19 protein-coding genes are annotated in these 17,874 nt (G+C 71.4%); 5 read left to right on the forward strand and 14 right to left on the reverse strand.

Annotated features, from left to right (window positions below; genetic code table 11):
- Window positions 1–63 precede the first annotated feature (63 nt).
- Window positions 64–1,086 (forward strand): endonuclease/exonuclease/phosphatase family protein, encoded by a 1,023-nt coding sequence (locus ACFY8W_RS14450; protein ID WP_391105534.1) that lies wholly within the window; start codon window positions 64–66, stop codon window positions 1,084–1,086.
- 7 nt (window positions 1,087–1,093) lie between these two features.
- On the opposite strand, the gene ACFY8W_RS14455 is transcribed toward ACFY8W_RS14450, so the two are convergent.
- Window positions 1,094–2,875, reverse strand: a complete 1,782-nt coding sequence (locus ACFY8W_RS14455) for an NAD+ synthase (RefSeq protein WP_391104585.1) — start codon at window positions 2,873–2,875, stop codon at window positions 1,094–1,096.
- Between the two features lie 65 nt (window positions 2,876–2,940).
- Window positions 2,941–3,801, reverse strand: coding sequence for a DUF4352 domain-containing protein (locus ACFY8W_RS14460; protein ID WP_391104588.1), 861 nt, complete (start codon window positions 3,799–3,801; stop codon window positions 2,941–2,943).
- A 209-nt stretch (window positions 3,802–4,010) separates the two neighbouring features.
- On the opposite strand from ACFY8W_RS14460, the gene ACFY8W_RS14465 reads away from it, so the two are divergent.
- The 3 genes from ACFY8W_RS14465 to ACFY8W_RS14475 all read left to right on the forward strand — a co-directional run bounded on the left by ACFY8W_RS14465 (window position 4,011) and on the right by ACFY8W_RS14475 (window position 7,214).
- Window positions 4,011–5,501 (forward strand): amino acid permease, encoded by a 1,491-nt coding sequence (locus ACFY8W_RS14465; protein ID WP_391104591.1) that lies wholly within the window; start codon window positions 4,011–4,013, stop codon window positions 5,499–5,501.
- Between the two features lie 13 nt (window positions 5,502–5,514).
- Window positions 5,515–6,294, forward strand: a complete 780-nt coding sequence (locus tag ACFY8W_RS14470) for a DUF998 domain-containing protein (RefSeq protein ID WP_391104593.1) — start codon at window positions 5,515–5,517, stop codon at window positions 6,292–6,294.
- A 71-nt stretch (window positions 6,295–6,365) separates the two neighbouring features.
- Complete coding sequence (locus ACFY8W_RS14475) at window positions 6,366–7,214, forward strand: alpha/beta fold hydrolase (protein ID WP_391105536.1); 849 nt, start codon at window positions 6,366–6,368, stop codon at window positions 7,212–7,214.
- A 150-nt stretch (window positions 7,215–7,364) separates the two neighbouring features.
- Here the strand turns inward: ACFY8W_RS14475 and ACFY8W_RS14480 are convergent, their stop codons facing one another.
- The 4 genes from ACFY8W_RS14480 to ACFY8W_RS14495 all read right to left on the reverse strand — a co-directional run bounded on the left by ACFY8W_RS14480 (window position 7,365) and on the right by ACFY8W_RS14495 (window position 9,637).
- Window positions 7,365–7,784 (reverse strand): CBS domain-containing protein, encoded by a 420-nt coding sequence (locus tag ACFY8W_RS14480; protein WP_391104595.1) that lies wholly within the window; start codon window positions 7,782–7,784, stop codon window positions 7,365–7,367.
- A gap of 137 nt (window positions 7,785–7,921) precedes the next feature.
- Window positions 7,922–8,554: a DUF305 domain-containing protein gene (locus ACFY8W_RS14485; RefSeq protein ID WP_391104597.1), complete on the reverse strand. Its 633-nt coding sequence runs from the start codon at window positions 8,552–8,554 to the stop codon at window positions 7,922–7,924.
- Window positions 8,551–9,225: a DUF3105 domain-containing protein gene (locus ACFY8W_RS14490; protein WP_391104599.1), complete on the reverse strand. Its 675-nt coding sequence runs from the start codon at window positions 9,223–9,225 to the stop codon at window positions 8,551–8,553. The genes ACFY8W_RS14485 and ACFY8W_RS14490 overlap by 4 nt, the downstream gene beginning before the upstream one ends.
- Window positions 9,226–9,301: 76 nt before the next feature.
- Window positions 9,302–9,637: a hypothetical protein gene (locus ACFY8W_RS14495; RefSeq protein WP_391104601.1), complete on the reverse strand. Its 336-nt coding sequence runs from the start codon at window positions 9,635–9,637 to the stop codon at window positions 9,302–9,304.
- Between the two features lie 302 nt (window positions 9,638–9,939).
- Here ACFY8W_RS14495 and ACFY8W_RS14500 point away from each other — a divergent pair, with 302 nt between their 5' ends.
- Window positions 9,940–11,301 carry a glutamine synthetase family protein gene (locus tag ACFY8W_RS14500; RefSeq protein WP_128983329.1) on the forward strand — a complete coding sequence of 454 codons (1,362 nt, stop codon included), beginning with the start codon at window positions 9,940–9,942 and terminating at the stop codon, window positions 11,299–11,301.
- 75 nt (window positions 11,302–11,376) lie between these two features.
- Here the strand turns inward: ACFY8W_RS14500 and ACFY8W_RS14505 are convergent, their stop codons facing one another.
- The 8 genes from ACFY8W_RS14505 to ACFY8W_RS14540 all read right to left on the reverse strand — a co-directional run bounded on the left by ACFY8W_RS14505 (window position 11,377) and on the right by ACFY8W_RS14540 (window position 17,691).
- On the reverse strand, window positions 11,377–12,642 hold the full coding sequence (locus ACFY8W_RS14505; RefSeq protein ID WP_391104604.1) for a tyrosine-type recombinase/integrase: 1,266 nt from the start codon (window positions 12,640–12,642) through the stop codon (window positions 11,377–11,379).
- Between the two features lie 85 nt (window positions 12,643–12,727).
- Complete coding sequence (locus ACFY8W_RS14510; protein WP_391104606.1) at window positions 12,728–12,958, reverse strand: helix-turn-helix domain-containing protein; 231 nt, start codon at window positions 12,956–12,958, stop codon at window positions 12,728–12,730.
- 487 nt (window positions 12,959–13,445) lie between these two features.
- Window positions 13,446–14,921 (reverse strand): ATP-binding protein, encoded by a 1,476-nt coding sequence (locus tag ACFY8W_RS14515; protein WP_391104609.1) that lies wholly within the window; start codon window positions 14,919–14,921, stop codon window positions 13,446–13,448.
- A 1-nt stretch (window position 14,922) separates the two neighbouring features.
- A complete protein-coding gene (locus tag ACFY8W_RS14520; protein WP_391104612.1) occupies window positions 14,923–15,768 on the reverse strand; it encodes a bifunctional DNA primase/polymerase in 846 nt (281 codons plus the stop codon).
- Between the two features lie 84 nt (window positions 15,769–15,852).
- Window positions 15,853–16,518, reverse strand: coding sequence for a hypothetical protein (locus ACFY8W_RS14525; protein WP_391104614.1), 666 nt, complete (start codon window positions 16,516–16,518; stop codon window positions 15,853–15,855).
- 9 nt (window positions 16,519–16,527) lie between these two features.
- Window positions 16,528–16,716 (reverse strand): hypothetical protein, encoded by a 189-nt coding sequence (locus ACFY8W_RS14530; RefSeq protein WP_391104617.1) that lies wholly within the window; start codon window positions 16,714–16,716, stop codon window positions 16,528–16,530.
- Window positions 16,717–16,744: 28 nt separating this feature from the next.
- Window positions 16,745–17,101 (reverse strand): hypothetical protein, encoded by a 357-nt coding sequence (locus ACFY8W_RS14535; protein WP_391104619.1) that lies wholly within the window; start codon window positions 17,099–17,101, stop codon window positions 16,745–16,747.
- Window positions 17,098–17,691 carry a hypothetical protein gene (locus tag ACFY8W_RS14540; protein ID WP_391104621.1) on the reverse strand — a complete coding sequence of 198 codons (594 nt, stop codon included), beginning with the start codon at window positions 17,689–17,691 and terminating at the stop codon, window positions 17,098–17,100. Before ACFY8W_RS14540 ends, ACFY8W_RS14535 begins: the two co-directional genes overlap by 4 nt.
- Window positions 17,692–17,874: the final 183 nt, after the last annotated feature.

Below are 17,874 nucleotides of genomic sequence, written 5' to 3' on the forward strand. Positions count from 1 at the left end.
GGCATCGCCTAGGGTCGACACCGGGTCGCACGGCAAGGCAGCAAGGCAGTGAGGACGACAGTGATGGCGCGGGTGGACATGACGGGGACCGAGCACGGCGGAGCGGGAACCGAGCGCTCCGGCTCACGGTTCCGGGCCGCCCTGCAGCGCCTGCGCGGCGACCGCGGCATCTGGCGCCGGGGCATCGTCCTCGCGCTGTGCGCCGTGCTGCTCGCCCTGGTGATGGGCCTCCACTCCGACATCCCCAACCGGATCGGCAACCTCGGCAGCCTGACCGAGACCTTCCTGCCCTGGTTCGGCCTGTTCGTGCCGGTGCTGCTCGTCCTCGCCGTGCTGCGGCGCTCCGCGACCGCCCTGATCGCCCTCGTCCTGCCGGCCGTGGTCTGGCTCAACCTCTTCGGCGGGCTCGTCGTCGACAAGTCGCGGAGCGGCGGTGACCTCACCGTGGTCACCCACAACGTGAACGCCGACAACCCCGACCCCGAGGGCACGGCCCGTCAGATCGCCGCCTCCGGCGCCGACGTGGTGGCCCTGGAGGAGCTCAAGGGCGACGTGGTCCCCGAGTACGAGCGGGTCCTCGCCGACACGTACAAGCACCACTCGGTGCAGGGCACGGTCGGCCTGTGGAGCAAGTACCCGCTGCGCGACGCCGGACCCGTCGACATCCGCATGGGCTGGACCCGCGCCATGCGGGCCACGGTCGCCGCCCCGGCGGGCGAGGTGGCCGTCTACGTCGCCCACCTCCCCTCCGTACGCGTCAGGATGGACGCCGGGTTCACCGCCAACCAGCGGGACAACAGCGCCGACGCCCTCGGCGAGGCCATCTCGCACGACCCGCATCAGCGGATCGTCCTCCTCGGCGACCTCAACGGCACGATGAACGACCGCGCCCTCAACGCCGTGACCTCCCAGCTCCGCTCCACCCAGGGCGCGGCGGGCGACGGCTTCGGCTTCAGCTGGCCGGCGTCCTTCCCGATGGCCCGCATCGACCAGATCCTGGTCCGCGGCGTGGAGCCGCTGTCCTCCTGGACGCTGCCGGAGACGAGGAGCGACCACCTTCCGGTGGCCGCCCGCGTCAAGCTCTGACCGCCGCTCAGGAGGGCTCCGCGGAAGGAGTCTCCCGCCAGCGGTTGGTGATGGGCAGCCGGCGGTCCTTGCCGAAGCCCTTCGCGGAGATCTTCGTACCCGGCGGGTACTGGCGGCGCTTGTACTCGGCCAGGTCGACCATGCGCAGGGTCCGGGCCACCAGTTCCGGGTCGAAGCCCGCCGCCACCAGCTCGTCCTTGCCCTGGTCGCGGTCGACGTACAGCTCGAGCATCCGGTCCAGGACCTCGTAGTCGGGCAGCGAGTCCGTGTCGACCTGACCGGGGCGCAGCTCGGCGCTCGGCGGCTTGGAGATCGAGTTCTCCGGGATCGGCGGGGTCTGGCCGCGCTCCTCGGCGGCCCGGTTGCGCCAGCGGGCGAGCCGGAACACCCAGGTCTTGTAGACGTCCTTGATCGGCCCGAAGGCGCCCACCGCGTCCCCGTACAGGGTCGAATAGCCCACGGCGAGCTCGGACTTGTTGCCCGGGGCGAGGACGAGGTGGCCCTCCTGGTTGGACAGCGCCATGAGCAGCGTGCCGCGCAGCCGCGCCTGGAGGTTCTCCTCGGCGAGCCCGGTGAGGCCCACGGAACCCATGTAGGCGTCGAACATCGGCTCGATCGACACCGTGCGGAGGTCGAGGCCGGTGCGCCGGGCCAGCTCGGCGGCGTCGCCGCGCGAGTGGTCCGAGGAGTACTTGGACGGCATCGACACGCCGTGCACGTTCGCGGCCCCGAGCGCGTCGCAGGCGATCGCGGCGACCAGGGCCGAGTCGATGCCGCCGGACAGGCCGATGAGCACGGAGCGGAAACCGTTCTTGTTCACGTACGCACGCAGGCCGACGACCAGGGCCGAGTAGACCTCCTCGTCGTCGTCGAGCCGCTCCGCGTAACCGCCCGTCAGCTCGGGCTCGTAGGCGGGCAGCGGCTCCTCCGAGAGCACCACCCGGTCGATCCGCAGCCCGTCGTCCACGACCGTGCCGTTCGCGGGCGCCTCCGCGAGCGGGAGCGCCGCCGGCAGGTCGAGGTCGACCATCACGCAGCCCTCGGAGAACTGCGGGGCACGCGCGACCACTTCGCCGGCCGCGTCGACGACGATCGAGTCCCCGTCGAAGACCAGCTCGTCCTGGCCGCCGGTCATCGCCAGGTAGGCGGTGGTGCAGCCGGCCTCCTGGGCCCGCTTGCGGACCAGTTCGAGCCGGGTGTCGTCCTTGTCGCGCTCGTACGGCGAGGCGTTGACCGACAGCAGCAGGCCGGCCCGTGCGCTGCGGGCCGCCGGCACCCGGCCGCCCTCCTGCCACAGGTCCTCGCAGATCGCGAGGGCCACGTCCACGCCGTGGACGCGCAGCACGGGCATGGTGTCGCCCTGGACGAAGTAGCGGTACTCGTCGAACACGCCGTAGTTGGGCAGGTGGTGCTTGGCGAAGCGCAGCACCACCTCGCCCCGGTGGAGCACCGCCGCCGCGTTCTCGGGCGACCCGGCAGGCCGCCCGAGCCGCGGCACCGCGCGCTCGGAGCGGTCGAGGTATCCGACGACCACGGGCAGCTCGCCGAACCCCTCGTCCGCGAGCCGCCGGGCGAGCGCCCTCAGGGCGGCCCGGGAGGCCTCGACGAACGAGGGGCGCAGCGCCAGGTCCTCGACGGGATAGCCGGTCAGCGTCATCTCGGGGAACGCGACGAGGTGCGCACCCTGGCCGGCGGCGTGCCGGGTCCAGTGGACGACGGCCTCGGCGTTCCCGGCGAGGTCGCCGACCGTGGAGTCGATCTGATTCAGAGCGAGGCGTAGTTGAGGCACGCGCTCAGTTTATCGTCAATTCGACGCTATGTCGTGGCGAACGGACGGGAACCTCCGGCCGGGGGTCACTTCGTCGGGCCGGTCCAGATCGCCGACTCGTGCTCCAGGATGGTCGGGGAGATCTCCACCTGCAGCGAACCGGCCGCGGCGGCCGGCACGGAGAAGGTGTAGTCGCCCTTGGCCTGCTTGCCCGGGAGCACCTTGCCCTCGAAGGGCTTCGTGGCGTTGCCGCCGTCGAAGACCATCTCGGCGTCCGCGCCCTCGGCGTCCTTCGCGTCCGGCAGGGCGCCGGTGACGTCGATCGCCTTCTTGCTGCCGTTGACGATCGTGATCGTCACCTGGAAGGCGCTGTTGCCCTTGGCGTGGCCCACGGCGAACCCGTCGGGCTTGTGGGCCTTCGGCTGGGAGACGGTGACCTTGATCCCGTCCTCGTACGTGAAGGTCTCGCCGAACTTCAGCTCCCCGGGGGCCTTGTCCGCCGGCGCCTCCGAGGCCGGGGCGCCGCCGTCCGTGCCGGGCGTGGCGGAGGCGGTCGTCCCGCCCTTCGTCCCGCCCTTCTGGCCGAGCTCCTTCTCGAGCTCGTCGGCGACGTCCTTCACCGCGGTCGCGATGACGATCGTCCACACGATCGCGACGACGATCGAGAGGGCGCCGAGGACCAGGCCGGTGACGGCGCTGCCCTTGTTCGTCGCCAGGCCCTTGCCGGCCCGGGCGGAGCCGATGACGCCGAATATCAGGGCCAGGAGGCCCAGGATGCCGCCCAGCCAGAAGGTGACCGGGATGATCGCGAAGATCACGCCCAGGATGCCGAGGACCAGCGCCGTGGTGCCGAGCCCGTTGCGGGGCGGCTGGACGGGCGCCTGCGGCGCGCCGGGCATCCCGGGCGGGCCGTAGGGCTGGTCGGGGGAGTGGGTGGGCATGGTCATGCGCTGTCCTTCGGGGCGGGGGTGCGCGGGGGCACCGGCGCGAGCGCCCCACCCCCTGGAGATCACGACCGTAAGCCAGCCGATTGTGAAGACACCACCTGATTTGTGAACGAGATGTGTTCGTGATCCACTTCCGGGCGGAACCCGCACGGATTCCCCCGGGTTTCCGCCGACATGCGAACCTCGTCCCACCCGCTGATCATGGGCCCATGACGACCACTGACGAACCGGCGGAGTCGGCAGGCAACACCACGACCACCGCCGCCGGCGAAGCGACACTCCGCCAGGACGACGGCACGCGACGCCAGTTCGTCAGCTGGCTGACGCTCGCCTTCATGACCACCGCGTCCGTCGCCTCCCTGCGGCCCTCGCCCTCCATGGCCGTGTACGGCCTCGCGGCGATCTTCCTCTACCTCCTCCCCGCCGTCGTCTTCCTGCTTCCCACCGCCCTCGTCGGCGCCGAGCTCGCCTCCGGCTGGAGCGGCGGCATCTACCGCTGGGTCAGCGAAGCGCTCGGCAAGCCGCTCGGCTTCCTCGCCGTCTGGTGCCAGTTCGCCATGACGATCGCGTACTACCCGAGCCTGCTCGCCTACGTGGCCTCGACGTTCGCGTACGTCATCGACCCCTCCCTCGCGGAGAACGGCCTCTACGTCGCCATCGTCATCGTCGTCGTCTACTGGTCCGGCGTCTGGATCTCCTCGCGCGGCACGAAGACGATCGCCGGCCTGTCGTCCTTCGGCCTGATCGTCGGAACCCTCGTCCCCGGCGTCCTGCTCGTCGCCCTCGGCGTCGTCTTCCTCGGCCAGGGCAATCCGTCCGCGCAGCCCATGAGCCCCGACCACTGGCTGCCGCCGTGGACCGGCCTCGCGAGCCTCGTGCTCATCGTCAACAACTTCCTGTCCTACGCGGGCATGGAGATGAACGGCGTGCACGTGTCCTCGCTGCGCGAGCCCAAGCGCGAGTACCCGAGGTCGATGTTCCTGGCGACCGGCCTGGTCCTGCTGATCTTCATCCTTCCGGCCCTGGCCATCGCCTGGGTGATGCCCGCGGAGCAGCTCAGCCTGACCGCCGGTCTGATGCAGGCCTTCCAGGCCTTCTTCGACCACTTCTCCATCGGCTGGATGACCAAGGTCGTCGGCATCATGCTGGTCTGCGCGGCCCTCGGCGGCATGCTCACCTGGCTGTCCGGACCCGCCAGGGGACTCGTCCTGCTCTCCCGGCAGGAGGGCTATCTGCCGCCCGCCTTCCAGAAGTTCAACAAGGACGGCGCGCCGATGAACATCATGGTCGCGCAGGGCGTCGTCACCACCCTGATCGGCATCCTCTACGCCTTCAGCGACGACGTCTCCAGCGCGTACTGGATGTTCTCCGTGATCACCGTGCAGATCTACCTCATCGCCTACCTGCTGATGTTCGTCGCGGTCGTCAGGCTGCGGCGTACCCGGCCGTCCGTCGAGCGCGGCTTCCGCGTCCCGGCCGTCGAATGGGTCGCGGGCATCGGCTTCGTCTCCTCCCTCGCCGCGCTCGTCATCGGCTTCGTCCCGCCCGACCAGTTCGGCAACCAGCCGCTGTGGCGCTACCTCCTGATCGTCGGCGGCGGACTGCTGCTGCTCGGCGTCGCCATCCCGGCGGCGCTGCTCAAGTACCGCAAGCCGGGCTGGATCCACCCCGAACACCGGGAACCCACGGCCTCGCCCTGACGTTCGACCCACTGTGTCCAGAAATGCCGCGAGGCGGAACGCCGCGAGGCTCACCCGAGCCGCCGCCGCGCTGCTCGGCCTCGGCGCGCTGGCGTACACCGCCTGGGTCCTCGAGGTCGTGGTGCGGACCGGTCTCGACCCGGTCCGCACCTACGTCTCCGAGCTCGCCGCCGCCGACCAGCCGCTCGGCGGCCTGTTCCGCGCCACGGACCTGACGGCCGGTCTCCTCGTCCTCGCGGGAGCCCTGACGGGCCTGTCCCTCGCCGGCTCGCGCCGGCCCTGGACGGCCCTGGGCTGGCTCGCCCTCGCCGTCTTCGGGGCCGCCACCGTCGCCGACTCGCGGCTGCCGCTCAGCTGCACGCCCACCGTCGATCCCGAGTGCGCCGCCCGCGAGACGGCCGGACTCGTGCCCGCCACCCACACCGCGCACGCCGTCAGCTCCACGCTCGCCATGCTCGGCGCGCTGACCGCGATGGTCGCGCTGACGGTGGCCGCGCGGCGCTACGGCCTCTGGGCGCCGCTCGCCCGTACCGGACCGGCCCTCGTCGTCCTGGAGTTCGCCGCCACCGCCTGGACGCTGGCCGCCGTGGCCGCCTTCGAGGCCGGGCGCGGCACCTGGTCGCTCGGCGCCGGACAGCGCCTCCAGGTGCTGCTCGTGGCGGTGTGGCTCGCGGTCCTCGCGGGCGCGGTGGCGAGAGAAGCGGCCGGGGCAGGGACCGGGACCGGGGCAGGGGCCGGGGCCGGGGGAACGGCAGCGGCCGGGGAAACGACCAGGAAGCGGGAGACGCGTTGACCTTTCCACCGACCTCGGCACCGGCCTCGGTGCCGACCTCCGTTCGGACCTCCGAACGGACCTTCGTACGGATCGGAGGCGTCGCCCACCACGTCGTCGTCGACGGCTCGGGACCGGTGTGCGTGCTCGCCGCCGGGCTGGGCATGAGCTGGTTCGACTGGGACCCGGTGGTCCCCCTGCTCGCCCCGTACCGCACCGTCGTCCGCTTCGACCGCCCCGGCCACGGCCTCTCGCAGCCCTCCGCCGCGCCGAGCACCGCCGCCGGGGAGGCCGACCGGATCGCCGCCGTCCTCGACGCGGTCCCCGGCGCCGCCCGCGACGCCTCGCCGGCGCGCACCGCCGACGGCCGTGACCTCGCGCCCGTCACGGTCGTCGGGCACTCGATCGCCGGCTTCCACGCCGAGGCCTTCGCCCGGTTCCACCCCGCCCGCACAGCGGCGCTCGTGCTCGTCGACTCCTCCGTGGAGGAGCGGCCCCGCGCCTCCCGGACCGGGCCGGCCCTCGCCCGCGCGCTCGGCGCGGCCCTGTGCGCCGCCGGAGTCCCGGCCGCGCTGGGGCCCGCCGGCCGCGGCCTGACCGTACGCCTCTCGTCCCACCGCCGGCCCGACCCGTCCCCGCCCGCCGAGGTCCGCCGCGTCTACCGCACCTCACGCGTGCTGCGCGGCACCCTCGACGAGAACGCCCGCTACGGGGCCGTCGCCGCCGAGCTGCTCGCCCTGCGCGAGGGCGCCCCGCTGCCGCCCGGCCTTCCGGTCACCGTGCTCGCCGCACCCGACGGCTCGGCCCGCTGGGAGCGGCGCCAACGCGCGCTGGCCCGGCGGCTCGGCGCCCGCTACGAGGCGGCCGAACCGTCGGGCCATCTGGTCATGCTGGACCGCCCGGACGCGATCGCCCGGGCCGTCCTCGACGTGGGCCGCTGAGGCGCGGGACACGGAAAGGAGCGGGACGAGTCGAGGAGCGGCGCGCGCGGGCGGCCGCGCCTGGCAGCTGCGCGCCGATCGGCGGTGCCGCCGGTCCACCGTGCTGCCGGAGGGGCTGCGCCGCCGGTCGGCGGTGCCGCGGACCTGCGGTCAGGAAGAGGCGTACACGCGCTCGCAGAACGCCTTCAGCTGGTCGTCCGTCAGGTGCTGGGCCAGGTCGGCCTCGCTGATCATGCCCACCAGCTGCTTGTTCTCGATCACCGGGAGCCGGCGGATCTGGTGGCTCTGCATCTCCTCCAGGACCGCGCCCACGTCCGCGCCCGCGTCGATCCACCGCGGGGTGCCCTTGGCCATCTCGCCGCAGGTGATCCTGGCGGGGTCGTGGCCCATGGCCACGCAGCCGACCACGATGTCGCGGTCCGTGAGGATGCCGCAGAGCCGTTCGTTCTCGTCGGCGATGGGCAGCGCGCCCACGTTGAGGTCGCGCATCAGCTGCGCTGCGCGGTCGAGCGTCTCGTGTGCCGGGACCCACTGGGCCCCCCGGTGCATGATGTCCCTAGCCGTGGTCATGGGGTGCGTACCTTTCGTAGAACGTCGTCGTACTGCGGTCGTACGTCCGTGTCCCCGAGCGCTCCCATTCTCCGTTCACGACGCGGCCCCCGCGACCGCAGAGGTCACGGGGGCCGTCGCACCGGACGCCGCCGCGGCTACGCGCCGCGCGCCTTGAGCATGTCGGCCATCAGCTTGATCTCGGACTCCTGGGCGTCGACCATGCCCTGCGCGAGATCCCGCTCGACACCCGGCACACAGCGCTCCACGCAGCCCTGGGCCATGTGGATGCCGCCCTTGTGGTGCTCGGTCATCAGCTTCAGGTACAGCACCTCGGCCTCGCGGCCCGAGGCCTTGGTCAGCTGGGCGATCTCGGCGCGGGTCGCCATGCCCGGCATCAGCTCGCCGTCCTCGGCGGCAGCGCCGTCGGCGTGCCCGCCCATGCCCATCCAGGTCATCGGCGGCACGCCGGACTGCACCTTCGGCAGCCCCCACATGTCGAGCCAGCCCAGCATCATGCCGCGCTGGTTGGCCTGGGTGTTGGCGATGTCGTAGGCGAGGCGGCGGACCTCCTCGTCCCTCGTCCGGTCGCGGACGATGAACGACATCTCGACGGCCTGCTGGTGGTGCACGGACATGTCACGGGCGAAGCCCGCGTCGGCCGACTCCGCCGTGGGCGTCCGCGGGGTCTCGTCCTTGTCGGCGGAGGCGACGGTGACCGCACCGCCCGCGAACAGCACCGCCAGGGCCACGGCCGTGACGGACGCCCACTGCGTCCGGTTCAGCTTCACTGGCCCATCCCGGCGCCGCCCTGGCCGTCGGCGCCCACGCCGCCGGTGCAGGCCGCGCCCGGCTCGGGCGTCTGCGGGCCGTTGACGTACTTGGTGAAGAACGCGTCCACGCGCGGGTCGTCCGCGCCGTCCACGGTCACCTGCTTGCCCCAGGCGCTCAGCATGATCGCGCCGGACTGGTTCTCGATCGGGCTCATCAGCGAGTACGGGGTCTTCTTGACCTTGGCCTTGAGCTTGTCGAGGTCGCCGGCGGCGGCCTTCTTGTTGTACGTCACCCACACCGCGCCGTGCTCGAGGGAGTGCACGGCGTTGGTGTCGTTGACCGGCTTGTCGTAGACGTCGCCGTTGCAGTTCTGCCAGACCGGGTTGTGGTCGCCGCCGACCGGCGGGTTCATCTCGTACTTGACCGGGGTCTGGACGTGGTTGCGGGTCAGCTTCTTGGCGTCCCAGGACTTCTCGTCCTTGATGGGGGCCTTGGCGGCGGCCTCCTGCTGCTCCTGCTTGTTGTTCTCCTTGTTGATCACCCAGCCGCCGAAGCCGACGAGACCGAGCACGACGACGGCGCTGACGCCGATGGTGAGGACGCGGTTGCGGCGCTCGCGGGCCAGCTCGGCGCGGCGCATCTCCTCTATCCGGGCGCGGCGGTCGGCGGTGGTGGAACGGTTCGCCATGGTGATGTCGTCCTTCTGAAGTGAGAAAAGGCGGGGGGTTGCGGAACGGAACGAACGTGACGGAAAGCCCGGCCGCTCACGTCCGCAGGACTTGAAGGACGTGGAGGTCCGGCGCGCGCGGCCGTGCGCCGGCGAGGAGCACCCGGCCGCCGGCGGGCGAGGCCTCGGGGCGCGGCAGCCCGCCCTCCGCGTTCAGCGGCGGGTCGAGCGGCGGCGCGCTGAGCACGGCGGGGGAGAGCGCGGGGAAGAGGGAGCAGTCGCCGCGGTCGTACGGGCAGGCGTACTGGACGTACCGGTCGCCCTGGGTCGCGTGCGCGGTCCGCTCGTGCTCGGCCCGCTCGGCCGGGGTGCCGGCGCCCAGACAGAGGAAGAGCGCGCCGAGGAGCGTCGCCACGGCACTCGCCAGTGCCACGGGACGCGGGTTCCGGGACGGGCGTGTGCGCCGTGGGCCCCCCATGGGCGCAGATCGTAGTGCCAGAAGGGGGGCCGTGGGCCGAACGGGGTACCAGTCGGTACCGGCCCTCGCCGAGCGGCACCGGGAGGCCGCCGCCCAACCGCCGCTTTTCGGCCGTTCCCCCGTTACCTGTGTCACAGCGGAGCAGGCAGTATGGGTGTGCAACGTGCACGAAACCATGTGGTGGGATGCTCAGGCGCCCCCCGAAGTGCTCGAGGCGGTGGGAGCAGGCGGCCTGACCAGCGAGGATGGGTGTGGAAATGGACAAGCAGCAGGAATTTGTGCTCCGTACGCTCGAGGAGCGCGACATCCGCTTCGTGCGTCTGTGGTTCACCGACGTGCTCGGCTTCCTGAAGTCGGTCGCGGTCGCGCCCGCCGAGCTGGAGCAGGCCTTCGACGAGGGCATCGGCTTCGACGGCTCCGCGATCGAGGGCTTCGCCCGCGTATACGAGTCCGACATGATCGCCAAGCCCGACCCGGGCACGTTCCAGATCCTGCCCTGGCGCGCCGAGGCCCCGGGCACGGCCCGGATGTTCTGCGACATCCTGATGCCGGACGGCTCGCCGTCCTTCGCCGACCCGCGCTACGTCCTGAAGCGCGCCCTCGCCAAGACCTCGGACCTGGGCTTCACCTTCTACACCCACCCCGAGATCGAGTTCTTCCTGCTGAAGGACAAGCCCCTGGACGGCACCCGCCCGACCCCGGCCGACAACTCGGGCTACTTCGACCACACCCCGCAGAACGTGGGCATGGACTTCCGCCGCCAGGCCATCACCATGCTCGAGTCCATGGGCATCTCGGTGGAGTTCTCCCACCACGAGGGCGCGCCGGGCCAGCAGGAGATCGACCTCCGCTACGCGGACGCGCTCTCGACGGCCGACAACATCATGACCTTCCGCCTGGTCATGAAGCAGGTCGCGCTCGAGCAGGGCGTCCAGGCCACCTTCATGCCGAAGCCCTTCTCCGAGTACCCCGGCTCGGGCATGCACACCCACCTCTCCCTCTTCGAGGGCGACCGCAACGCCTTCTACGAGAGCGGTGCCGAGTACCAGCTGTCGAAGGTCGGCCGCTCCTTCATCGCGGGCCTGCTCAGGCACGCCGCCGAGACCGCCGCGGTCACCAACCAGTGGGTCAACTCGTACAAGCGCATCTGGGGCGGCTCGGGCCGCACCGCCGGCTCGGGCGGCGAGGCCCCCGCGTACATCTGCTGGGGCCACAACAACCGCTCCGCGCTGATCCGCGTCCCCATGTACAAGCCGGGCAAGATGGGCTCGTCCCGCGTCGAGGTCCGCTCCATCGACTCGGGCGCCAACCCCTACCTCACGTACGCCGTCCTCCTCGCCGCCGGCCTCAAGGGCATCGAGGAGGGCTACGAACTCCCGGCCGGCGCCGACGACGACGTCTGGGCCCTCAGCGACGCCGAACGCCGCGCGATGGGCATCGAGCCCCTCCCGCAGAACCTCGGCGAGGCCATCACTTTGATGGAACGCAGCGAACTGGTCGCGGAGACCCTGGGCGAGCACGTCTTCGACTTCTTCCTGCGCAACAAGAAGCAGGAGTGGGAGGAGTACCGCTCGGAGGTCACGGCCTTCGAGCTGCGCAAGAACCTGCCGGTGCTGTAGCCGCAGGTCAGAGCAGGTAGAGCCTGGAACTGACGCTCAGGGCCGACGGTGGCGAACCGTCGGCCCTGAGCCGTCTCACTCGTCCTGGGCCGTCCCTGGGCCGTCAGGCGTCGAACCGGGGCCTTCGTAGAGCCCGTCCACGGCCCGGCGGGCCCGTCCGTCGCTGCTCGGCATGAGGTGCGTGTAGACCCGGAGCGTGAACCCGGGGTCGCCGTGACCGAGGTACGAGCTGAGCACCTTGATGTTCTCGCCGGCGTCGAGGAGCACGGAGGCGTAGAAGTGCCGCAGCGCGTGCATTCCGTGCTCGCGGGCCGCCTGATGCCGCTCGCCTTCCCTGGGCTCCGGAATGATGCCGGCCTGGACGAGGGCGGGCTTCCACACGCGGGTGTTGAAGTCGGTCCGCCGCACGGCGCCGCCGCCGGTGAGCGAGAAGTACAGCCGCTTTGTGACGAGCGGCCCGTCCGGCTTCAGCCACGGCAGGGAGACGTCGACAGGCGGGAATTCCTCGGAATGCTCGCGGAGAACGCGGGCGACCTGGCGGGGGAGCGGGACGTCCCGCTCCTTTCCGCGCTTCGGCGGCCCGAAGACGAGATGCCCGTTGACGACCTTCACCTGATTCGCGACATGGAGCCATCCGGTGTCGAACCTGACGTGCTCCTCCGCCAGGCCGAAGATCTCGCCTTGGCGGAGACCGCAGCCGCCGCCGATGTCGACCATGGCCTGATAGCGCTTCGGGAGCGCCGAGCGAATGGCGAATACCCGCTCCGATGTCCACGGCCTCACCCGAGGATCACCCGGCGCCGGTGGCCGGACCGAACGGGACCTGCACGGGTTCTTGGCTAGCAGCTCGTCGTCCACGGCCGCAGCGAGCACGGCCGATACGCTGGCGAAGATGACCCGGCGGTACGAGGAGACAGGCAGGGGTTTCTCCAGTGCCGCGAGCCACTCGCGGATGTGCTCGGGCCGGAACGAGTCGATAGGCCGCGTCCCGAGGTACGGGAACGCGTGCAGCCGAAGGTGGACGCCCACCGTCGTGCGTGTCGTCGGGTCCGTGGTCTGGGAGGCGAGCCACTTCTCGCCGTACTGCCGGAACGTGATCCGCCCGGCGGACGGGTCGATGTACTGCCCCCGGGACATGTCGGCCTCGGTGGTGGAGAGCCACTTCTCCGCGAGCCTCTTCTTCTTGTCCGGGAAGCTCTTGGACTTCTCGGTGCCGTCGGGGCCGATGTAGCGGGCCCGGTAACGCATGCCGCTGCCGTAGCGGTCGGTCCTAACCCGGCGCTCCTTGCCGTCGGCGTCGGTCTCGGTCTTGTACCAGCGGTCCTGGACGTGGCCGGCCATGGGTGGCTGCGGTTCCTTTCGACGTACGGGAAAGGCCCGTCCCGCCCCGGAAGAGGGGCGGCACGGGCCGGCGTGGAGGAATGGGTCAGGCTGCGGCGTCGAGCTGGCTCTGCTCGGCGACCCACGCCTGGACGGCGACGGGGTCGTACCGGACGTGGCGGCCCACGCGGAATCCGGGCGGGCCGGTGCGCTGCTTGCGCCAGTGGTAGACGGTCTCGATCGGCACGGAGAACATCGCGGAGATGTCCTCGGGGGTGAGGTATCGGTCGGGGAGACCGCCTCGGAGTACGGCTTGGGGGTCGAAGCTGGGCTTCACTCGCTGCCCTCCGTAGGTTCGAGCGACGGTTAGCCGGGGTTCAGCCGCCAGCGACGCGGGGCGAAGGCGGGCGGCGTCTGTCCTAGGGGCTGATTTCTGCGTCACTGCGTCGTCTGGGTCACTTGACCGTCTGACCTGCTGGTTTGGGTGACACAGGGAGTTCCGGGGTGCGTCATCGGTGACACGGGTCCTTGTCACCTGTGACACAGGTGACGCGGGCTGACGCAGGTATCGGCCGTCTGCGTCACCGCTGTAGTTCCAGGTCAGAGATCGTTTTGGTAGCTCTGGTGACGTGGGTGACGCAGGTTCTCTTCTCTTAGGAAAAGAGATGGGTGGTGTCTGTTGCTGTGCGTGCCTTCAGGCGTGAAGAAGGAGCCGCAGAGCGGCGCGTTCTTTGAGCGGCGGCGCTGCCGCCGCAGAACAAGAGGAGCACGTCCCGCCGGGCGGGGTGCTCCTCTTGCTTGTGCGGCCGGCCGTGCGGCCGCGGCTAGAACATCTCGCTCTGCTCGTCCGGCGCCGGGGTCGCAGGGCGGGCCATCTCGATGTAGCGGGCGGAACGCGTCCGGCCCCAGTCGACCAGGACGCCACGGGCGGTGAAGACGGGCTGCAGGCGCTTGAGACGGTCGGAGAGGACCTTTCCGGTAGTCGGCCACCCCTTGGGCAGAGGGCGGAAGTCCTCGCCGGTGTAGAGCTGGGTGAGGCAGTGGAGCCACTCGGACGACGTCATCCGGACCTCGGTGCCCGGCTCGATGCCGGCGGCGTGCTTGAGGACGGTCTGGGCGAGCAGGTCGCCCTCGATGACGTCGTCGTTGAGGTCGTCCAGGCTGGCCCGGTAGGCGTCCAGCGCACCGAAGCCGGTGGCCGCGTCCAGCTGCGCGCACAGGTGGGCGAAGTCGGCCATGCGCAGGTCGGTGGGGATGTCGGCCTCGGTCGCGCGGACCTTGACGGTGAGGTCGAGAAGGGAGCCGAGGATGACGGGCAGGGCCTCTTCGAACTCCGCCCACAGCTCGGCCTCGGTCCGCCGCACCCGAGGGCGTTCCAGGCGGAGAGGGAGGAGGCGTTCGGCGAGGTCGGGCCGGATGACGCCGACGTCGATGCCGGTCAGGAGCAGCGGTCGGCGGTAGCGGGAGCGGACGACGTCGCCGTCGGTGAACAGAGCGCGCTTGACGGTCTCGGCGCCGGTGACGATGCAGCACATGAGGTCGGACAGGTCGGGGGCGAGGTGGGAGAGGTTGTCCAGGGCGGTGACCCATCCTGCCGCGACGGCGGCGATCAGGTTCTCCTCGTCCTTCGGCGGGCGGCGCAGGTCGCCGCTCATGCCCTCGACGATCCGCACCAGCATCCGCCCGCCGGTGGACTTGCCCGCGCCCTGCGGGCCGGTGAGGAAGGGGGCGGGCACGGGCACGGACGGCCCGAGGCAGCCGATGAGCCAGGCGATGGCCAGGCACTCGGTCTGGGCGTTGGCGAAGTTGCACAGCCGCAGCAGCAGGTCGATGCCCTTGCCGTCGGTGTCCTTCGCGGGCAGGGGCAGCTCCCCGGTGAGCTGGGTGCGTCGCCAGCACACCTCGCGCGGTTCGGGGGTGACGATCTCCCACCCGGTTGGGTGAATGCGGACGGACTTGCCGTCGTTGCGGCCCAGGTCGAGCCAGGTGGCTCCGTCGGAGCCGGGGGCGACCCGGATGTGGACGGGCTGCACCTCTTCGGTCATGGCCAGTGCCTCGATCAAGTCCAGAGCCTCCTTGAGTGCGGTGCCGTTGAACACGCCGAGCCCGTCGTTGAACAGCCCGACCATGAGTTCCTGCCGGTGGCTGCCGGCGGTGCCCTGCGAGCGGATCGGCCGGGCGACGGGCTGTCCGTTGCGCTGGGCGTAGACGGTGCCGTCGGCGGTGCGGAAGTACCGGAAGTGGGCTTGCGCGTACTCGGTGATGACCTCGCGGGCCGGAGTCTTCTCGTCCTCGGACATCTCACATCCCCAGAGCGGCAAGGGCGTTGGACCACGCGTCCGTGCAGTGCCGCGCGGATTCGCCCTTGGCCTGCGCGGCCGCGAACAGACGGGCCATGTGCGCCTCGGTGAGGCAGCCGCACCGGCCGTGGACGGACAGCACCGCCAGGAACGTCCCGTACACCGTGTTGTGCACCGCGCTGGTGGCATCGGCGATCCGCTGCTCCGCCATGGCGATCCCGCGCTCCAGGTAGGCGGGCGAGCGGTGCGGGCACTTCCCGCCCCCGGCCGGCGGCGACACGGTGGTCGGCATGGGCCGGACCGTGGACGGCTTCTTCTCGACCAGGGCGCGGGCGACCGACGGCAGGACCGCCATGACGCCGGCGCCGGGCCCGAGCCAGCGGGCGTAGGACATGGACGACTTGATGTCCACGCCCGGCCGCACACCATTGGCAGACGGCATTGTTCCCCGGTAGATCCAGTGCTCGCCCCGCGTCGTGGCGACAGTGCGGGTCGGGGGCAGGGTTTCGCGGGCCCACGTGATCGCGTCCACGTCGTCCAGGTCGACGACGGTCACTCCGGCGGCGCCGGGGTGGTAGGCGACGGCCCCGGCGCGGCACCAGGCGCCCGCCCACGGAACGGAGGAGAGCACGGTGGGGTCGGTGGTGGCGGCGGCCCATCCGTGGCACGGGCGGGGGCACTGGCAGGGTCCGGGGGTCTTCATGTTCGGCCGGCCGCCGCAGCGGTTGTCGCGGCAGTCGGGGCAGTTGCCGAACGGCCGCTTGTCGGCGCTCAGCGGAAGTACCGGTAGACCGTTGGCGGCGAGGGTGAGCGCGCTGTCTCGCCGGATCAACGTCGGATGGGTCATGCTGGTGTCTCCAGTTCTGTAGAAGGTGCTGGTAGACGAGGGCGGCCCTGGACTTTGGCGAGACGGGGGCCGCCCTCGGCGTAGCTACGGGTTGGTGTGGCGGGCGCGGGTGCCGAGCAGGGTGAAGCGGAGGGCGGATTCTGCGAGGACGCCGTAGGCGTAGGCGGCGTCTGCCATGCCGCTCGCCTCAGCGAACGCCTGGTGCATCTCGTACGCGTCGTGGTCCGTGAGGTAGTCCTGGTCGTCGAGGGCGGAGGCGTATTCGCCGGCGGAGTCGCAGCCCCACCACCGCTGGCGGGCCTTCTCGAACTTGGCGTTGTCCCGCCAGCGGCCCAGTCCCTCGATGACGGGCGGGATGGGGGCGAGCTGGGCCGGGATGATCAGGCCGCCCTCGGCGGTGAGACCGAGCTCGACGCGGGGCGGTTCCTGGCCGTCGAGGACGCGCAGGATGGCCCAGGCGGTGCCGTAGGCATAGCCGAGCGCGGCGTCGGTGTAGAGGCGCTCCATCCGGTCCCGGCACTCCTGCAGCGCCTTGCCGATGCCCATCACGGCACGGTCGTGGGGCCGGGACGGGGAGAACCGGCCGGGGACGGTGATCTCACCGTCGAGAAGGCGGACGCGGTCGAGGTCGTACTGGGCGGCGGCGGCCTGGGCGGCCTGGCGGGCGGTGAGAGTCTCGCGGGCGGCGGCGCCGAGGGCGAAGACGCTGTCGGTGAGGGTCTCGAACCAGGGCAGGGTCTTGGTGGACAAGAGGGCTCCTCAGAGGTTGGAGAGGGCGTCGATGACGCTGTTGGTGAGCTGGTTGATGGGGGTGGCGGCGCCGGTGGAGGCGAGGAAGAAGCCGAAGCCGGCGGCGACGAACGCGGCCCCGTAGGTGAGGCTTCCGGCGCGGAGGAGGAAGTACAGGACGAGCCCGAAGAGGGCGACGAGCGAGACGGTTATGACCACGGTGGATCTCCTTCGCGGGCGGGCGTGATCAGCGGCGCTTGTGGCGGATCAGGTCGCGGCAAGTGCCGGGGAGGTCGTCGACCAGGTCCCAGTCGTTGAGCGTGAGCCCGTACTTGGCGCCGGCCGCGAGAACGAGGGCGAGCAGGTCGTACGCCTCGTCGAGCTCGGCGGCGGTGGGCGGCGTGCCGTACCGCTTCACTGTGACGATGCGCTGGGCGAGGTTCCGGCCCTTGGAGTCGGTCATGCCGCGGACGGCGGTGTCGACGGCGTTGCGGGTCTCAGCCTCGGTCAGCAGCTCGTCGATGACGCGATCGGCCCACTCCTGGGTGCGGTGCTCGGACTCCGACTCGGCACGGATCTGCCGGATGCGGTCGCGGGAGATCACTGGCGGGCCTCCTGGCGGGCGTGGGCGGCGGCGGTGCGGACGAGGTCGAGGACCTCGGCGCGGGTGCGGCCGGTGGCGTCGTTCCAGCGGTGGTAGGGCTCGCTGATCCCGCGCGCGGCGAGGACGGCCTGGAGACGGTGGCCGGCCGCGAGGGCGGTCGTCTCGTCGCCGTAGCCGAGGCGGAACAGGACAGCCTGGGCGCCGAGGATGCAGCGGCGGCCCGACGCCGAGCGCAGCGCGCCGCGGTGCCAGCCGTAGCGCTCGATGACGAGAGCGGTCAGCTCCAGATGCTCGGCGACGCTGATCTGCCGTCCGGCGCCGTGGAGTTGGCGGAGCAGCGGGAAAGCGAGAACCCAGTCAGGCAGGAGCCGCAGGGCGCGCGCGGGCGGGGTGAGAACCGGCGCGGCCGGGGTCGGGGCGGTGCCGAGGGCTTCGGCGATGAGTTCGGCGGTTGTCTTGGTGACGAGCGGGTGCGCGGTGGTACGGACGCGGGCGGTGAGGTACTGCTCGATCTCCCGCACCAGGAGCGCCGCCTCGTCGGCGAGTTCCGGGGCCGGGACGGCGGGGATGGTGAGTGTCTGGACGGTCACGGAGACTTACCCCTTATGTACCGGTTTGGGCTAGGGCGGAGACCTGGACGCGGCCCGGACGGCTCCGCGTTTACGCAGGTCAGGGAGGTGGACGACTCGGACGGATCCGGGGCCGACCCGGACGCGGGTGTCCGGGTCGGCTGCTTCGGCGTCCAGGTCGGGCCCGGTCATGCCCGGGGGTGG

Source organism: Streptomyces sp. NPDC012637 (assembly GCF_042954805.1).
GTDB lineage: Bacteria > Actinomycetota > Actinomycetes > Streptomycetales > Streptomycetaceae > Streptomyces.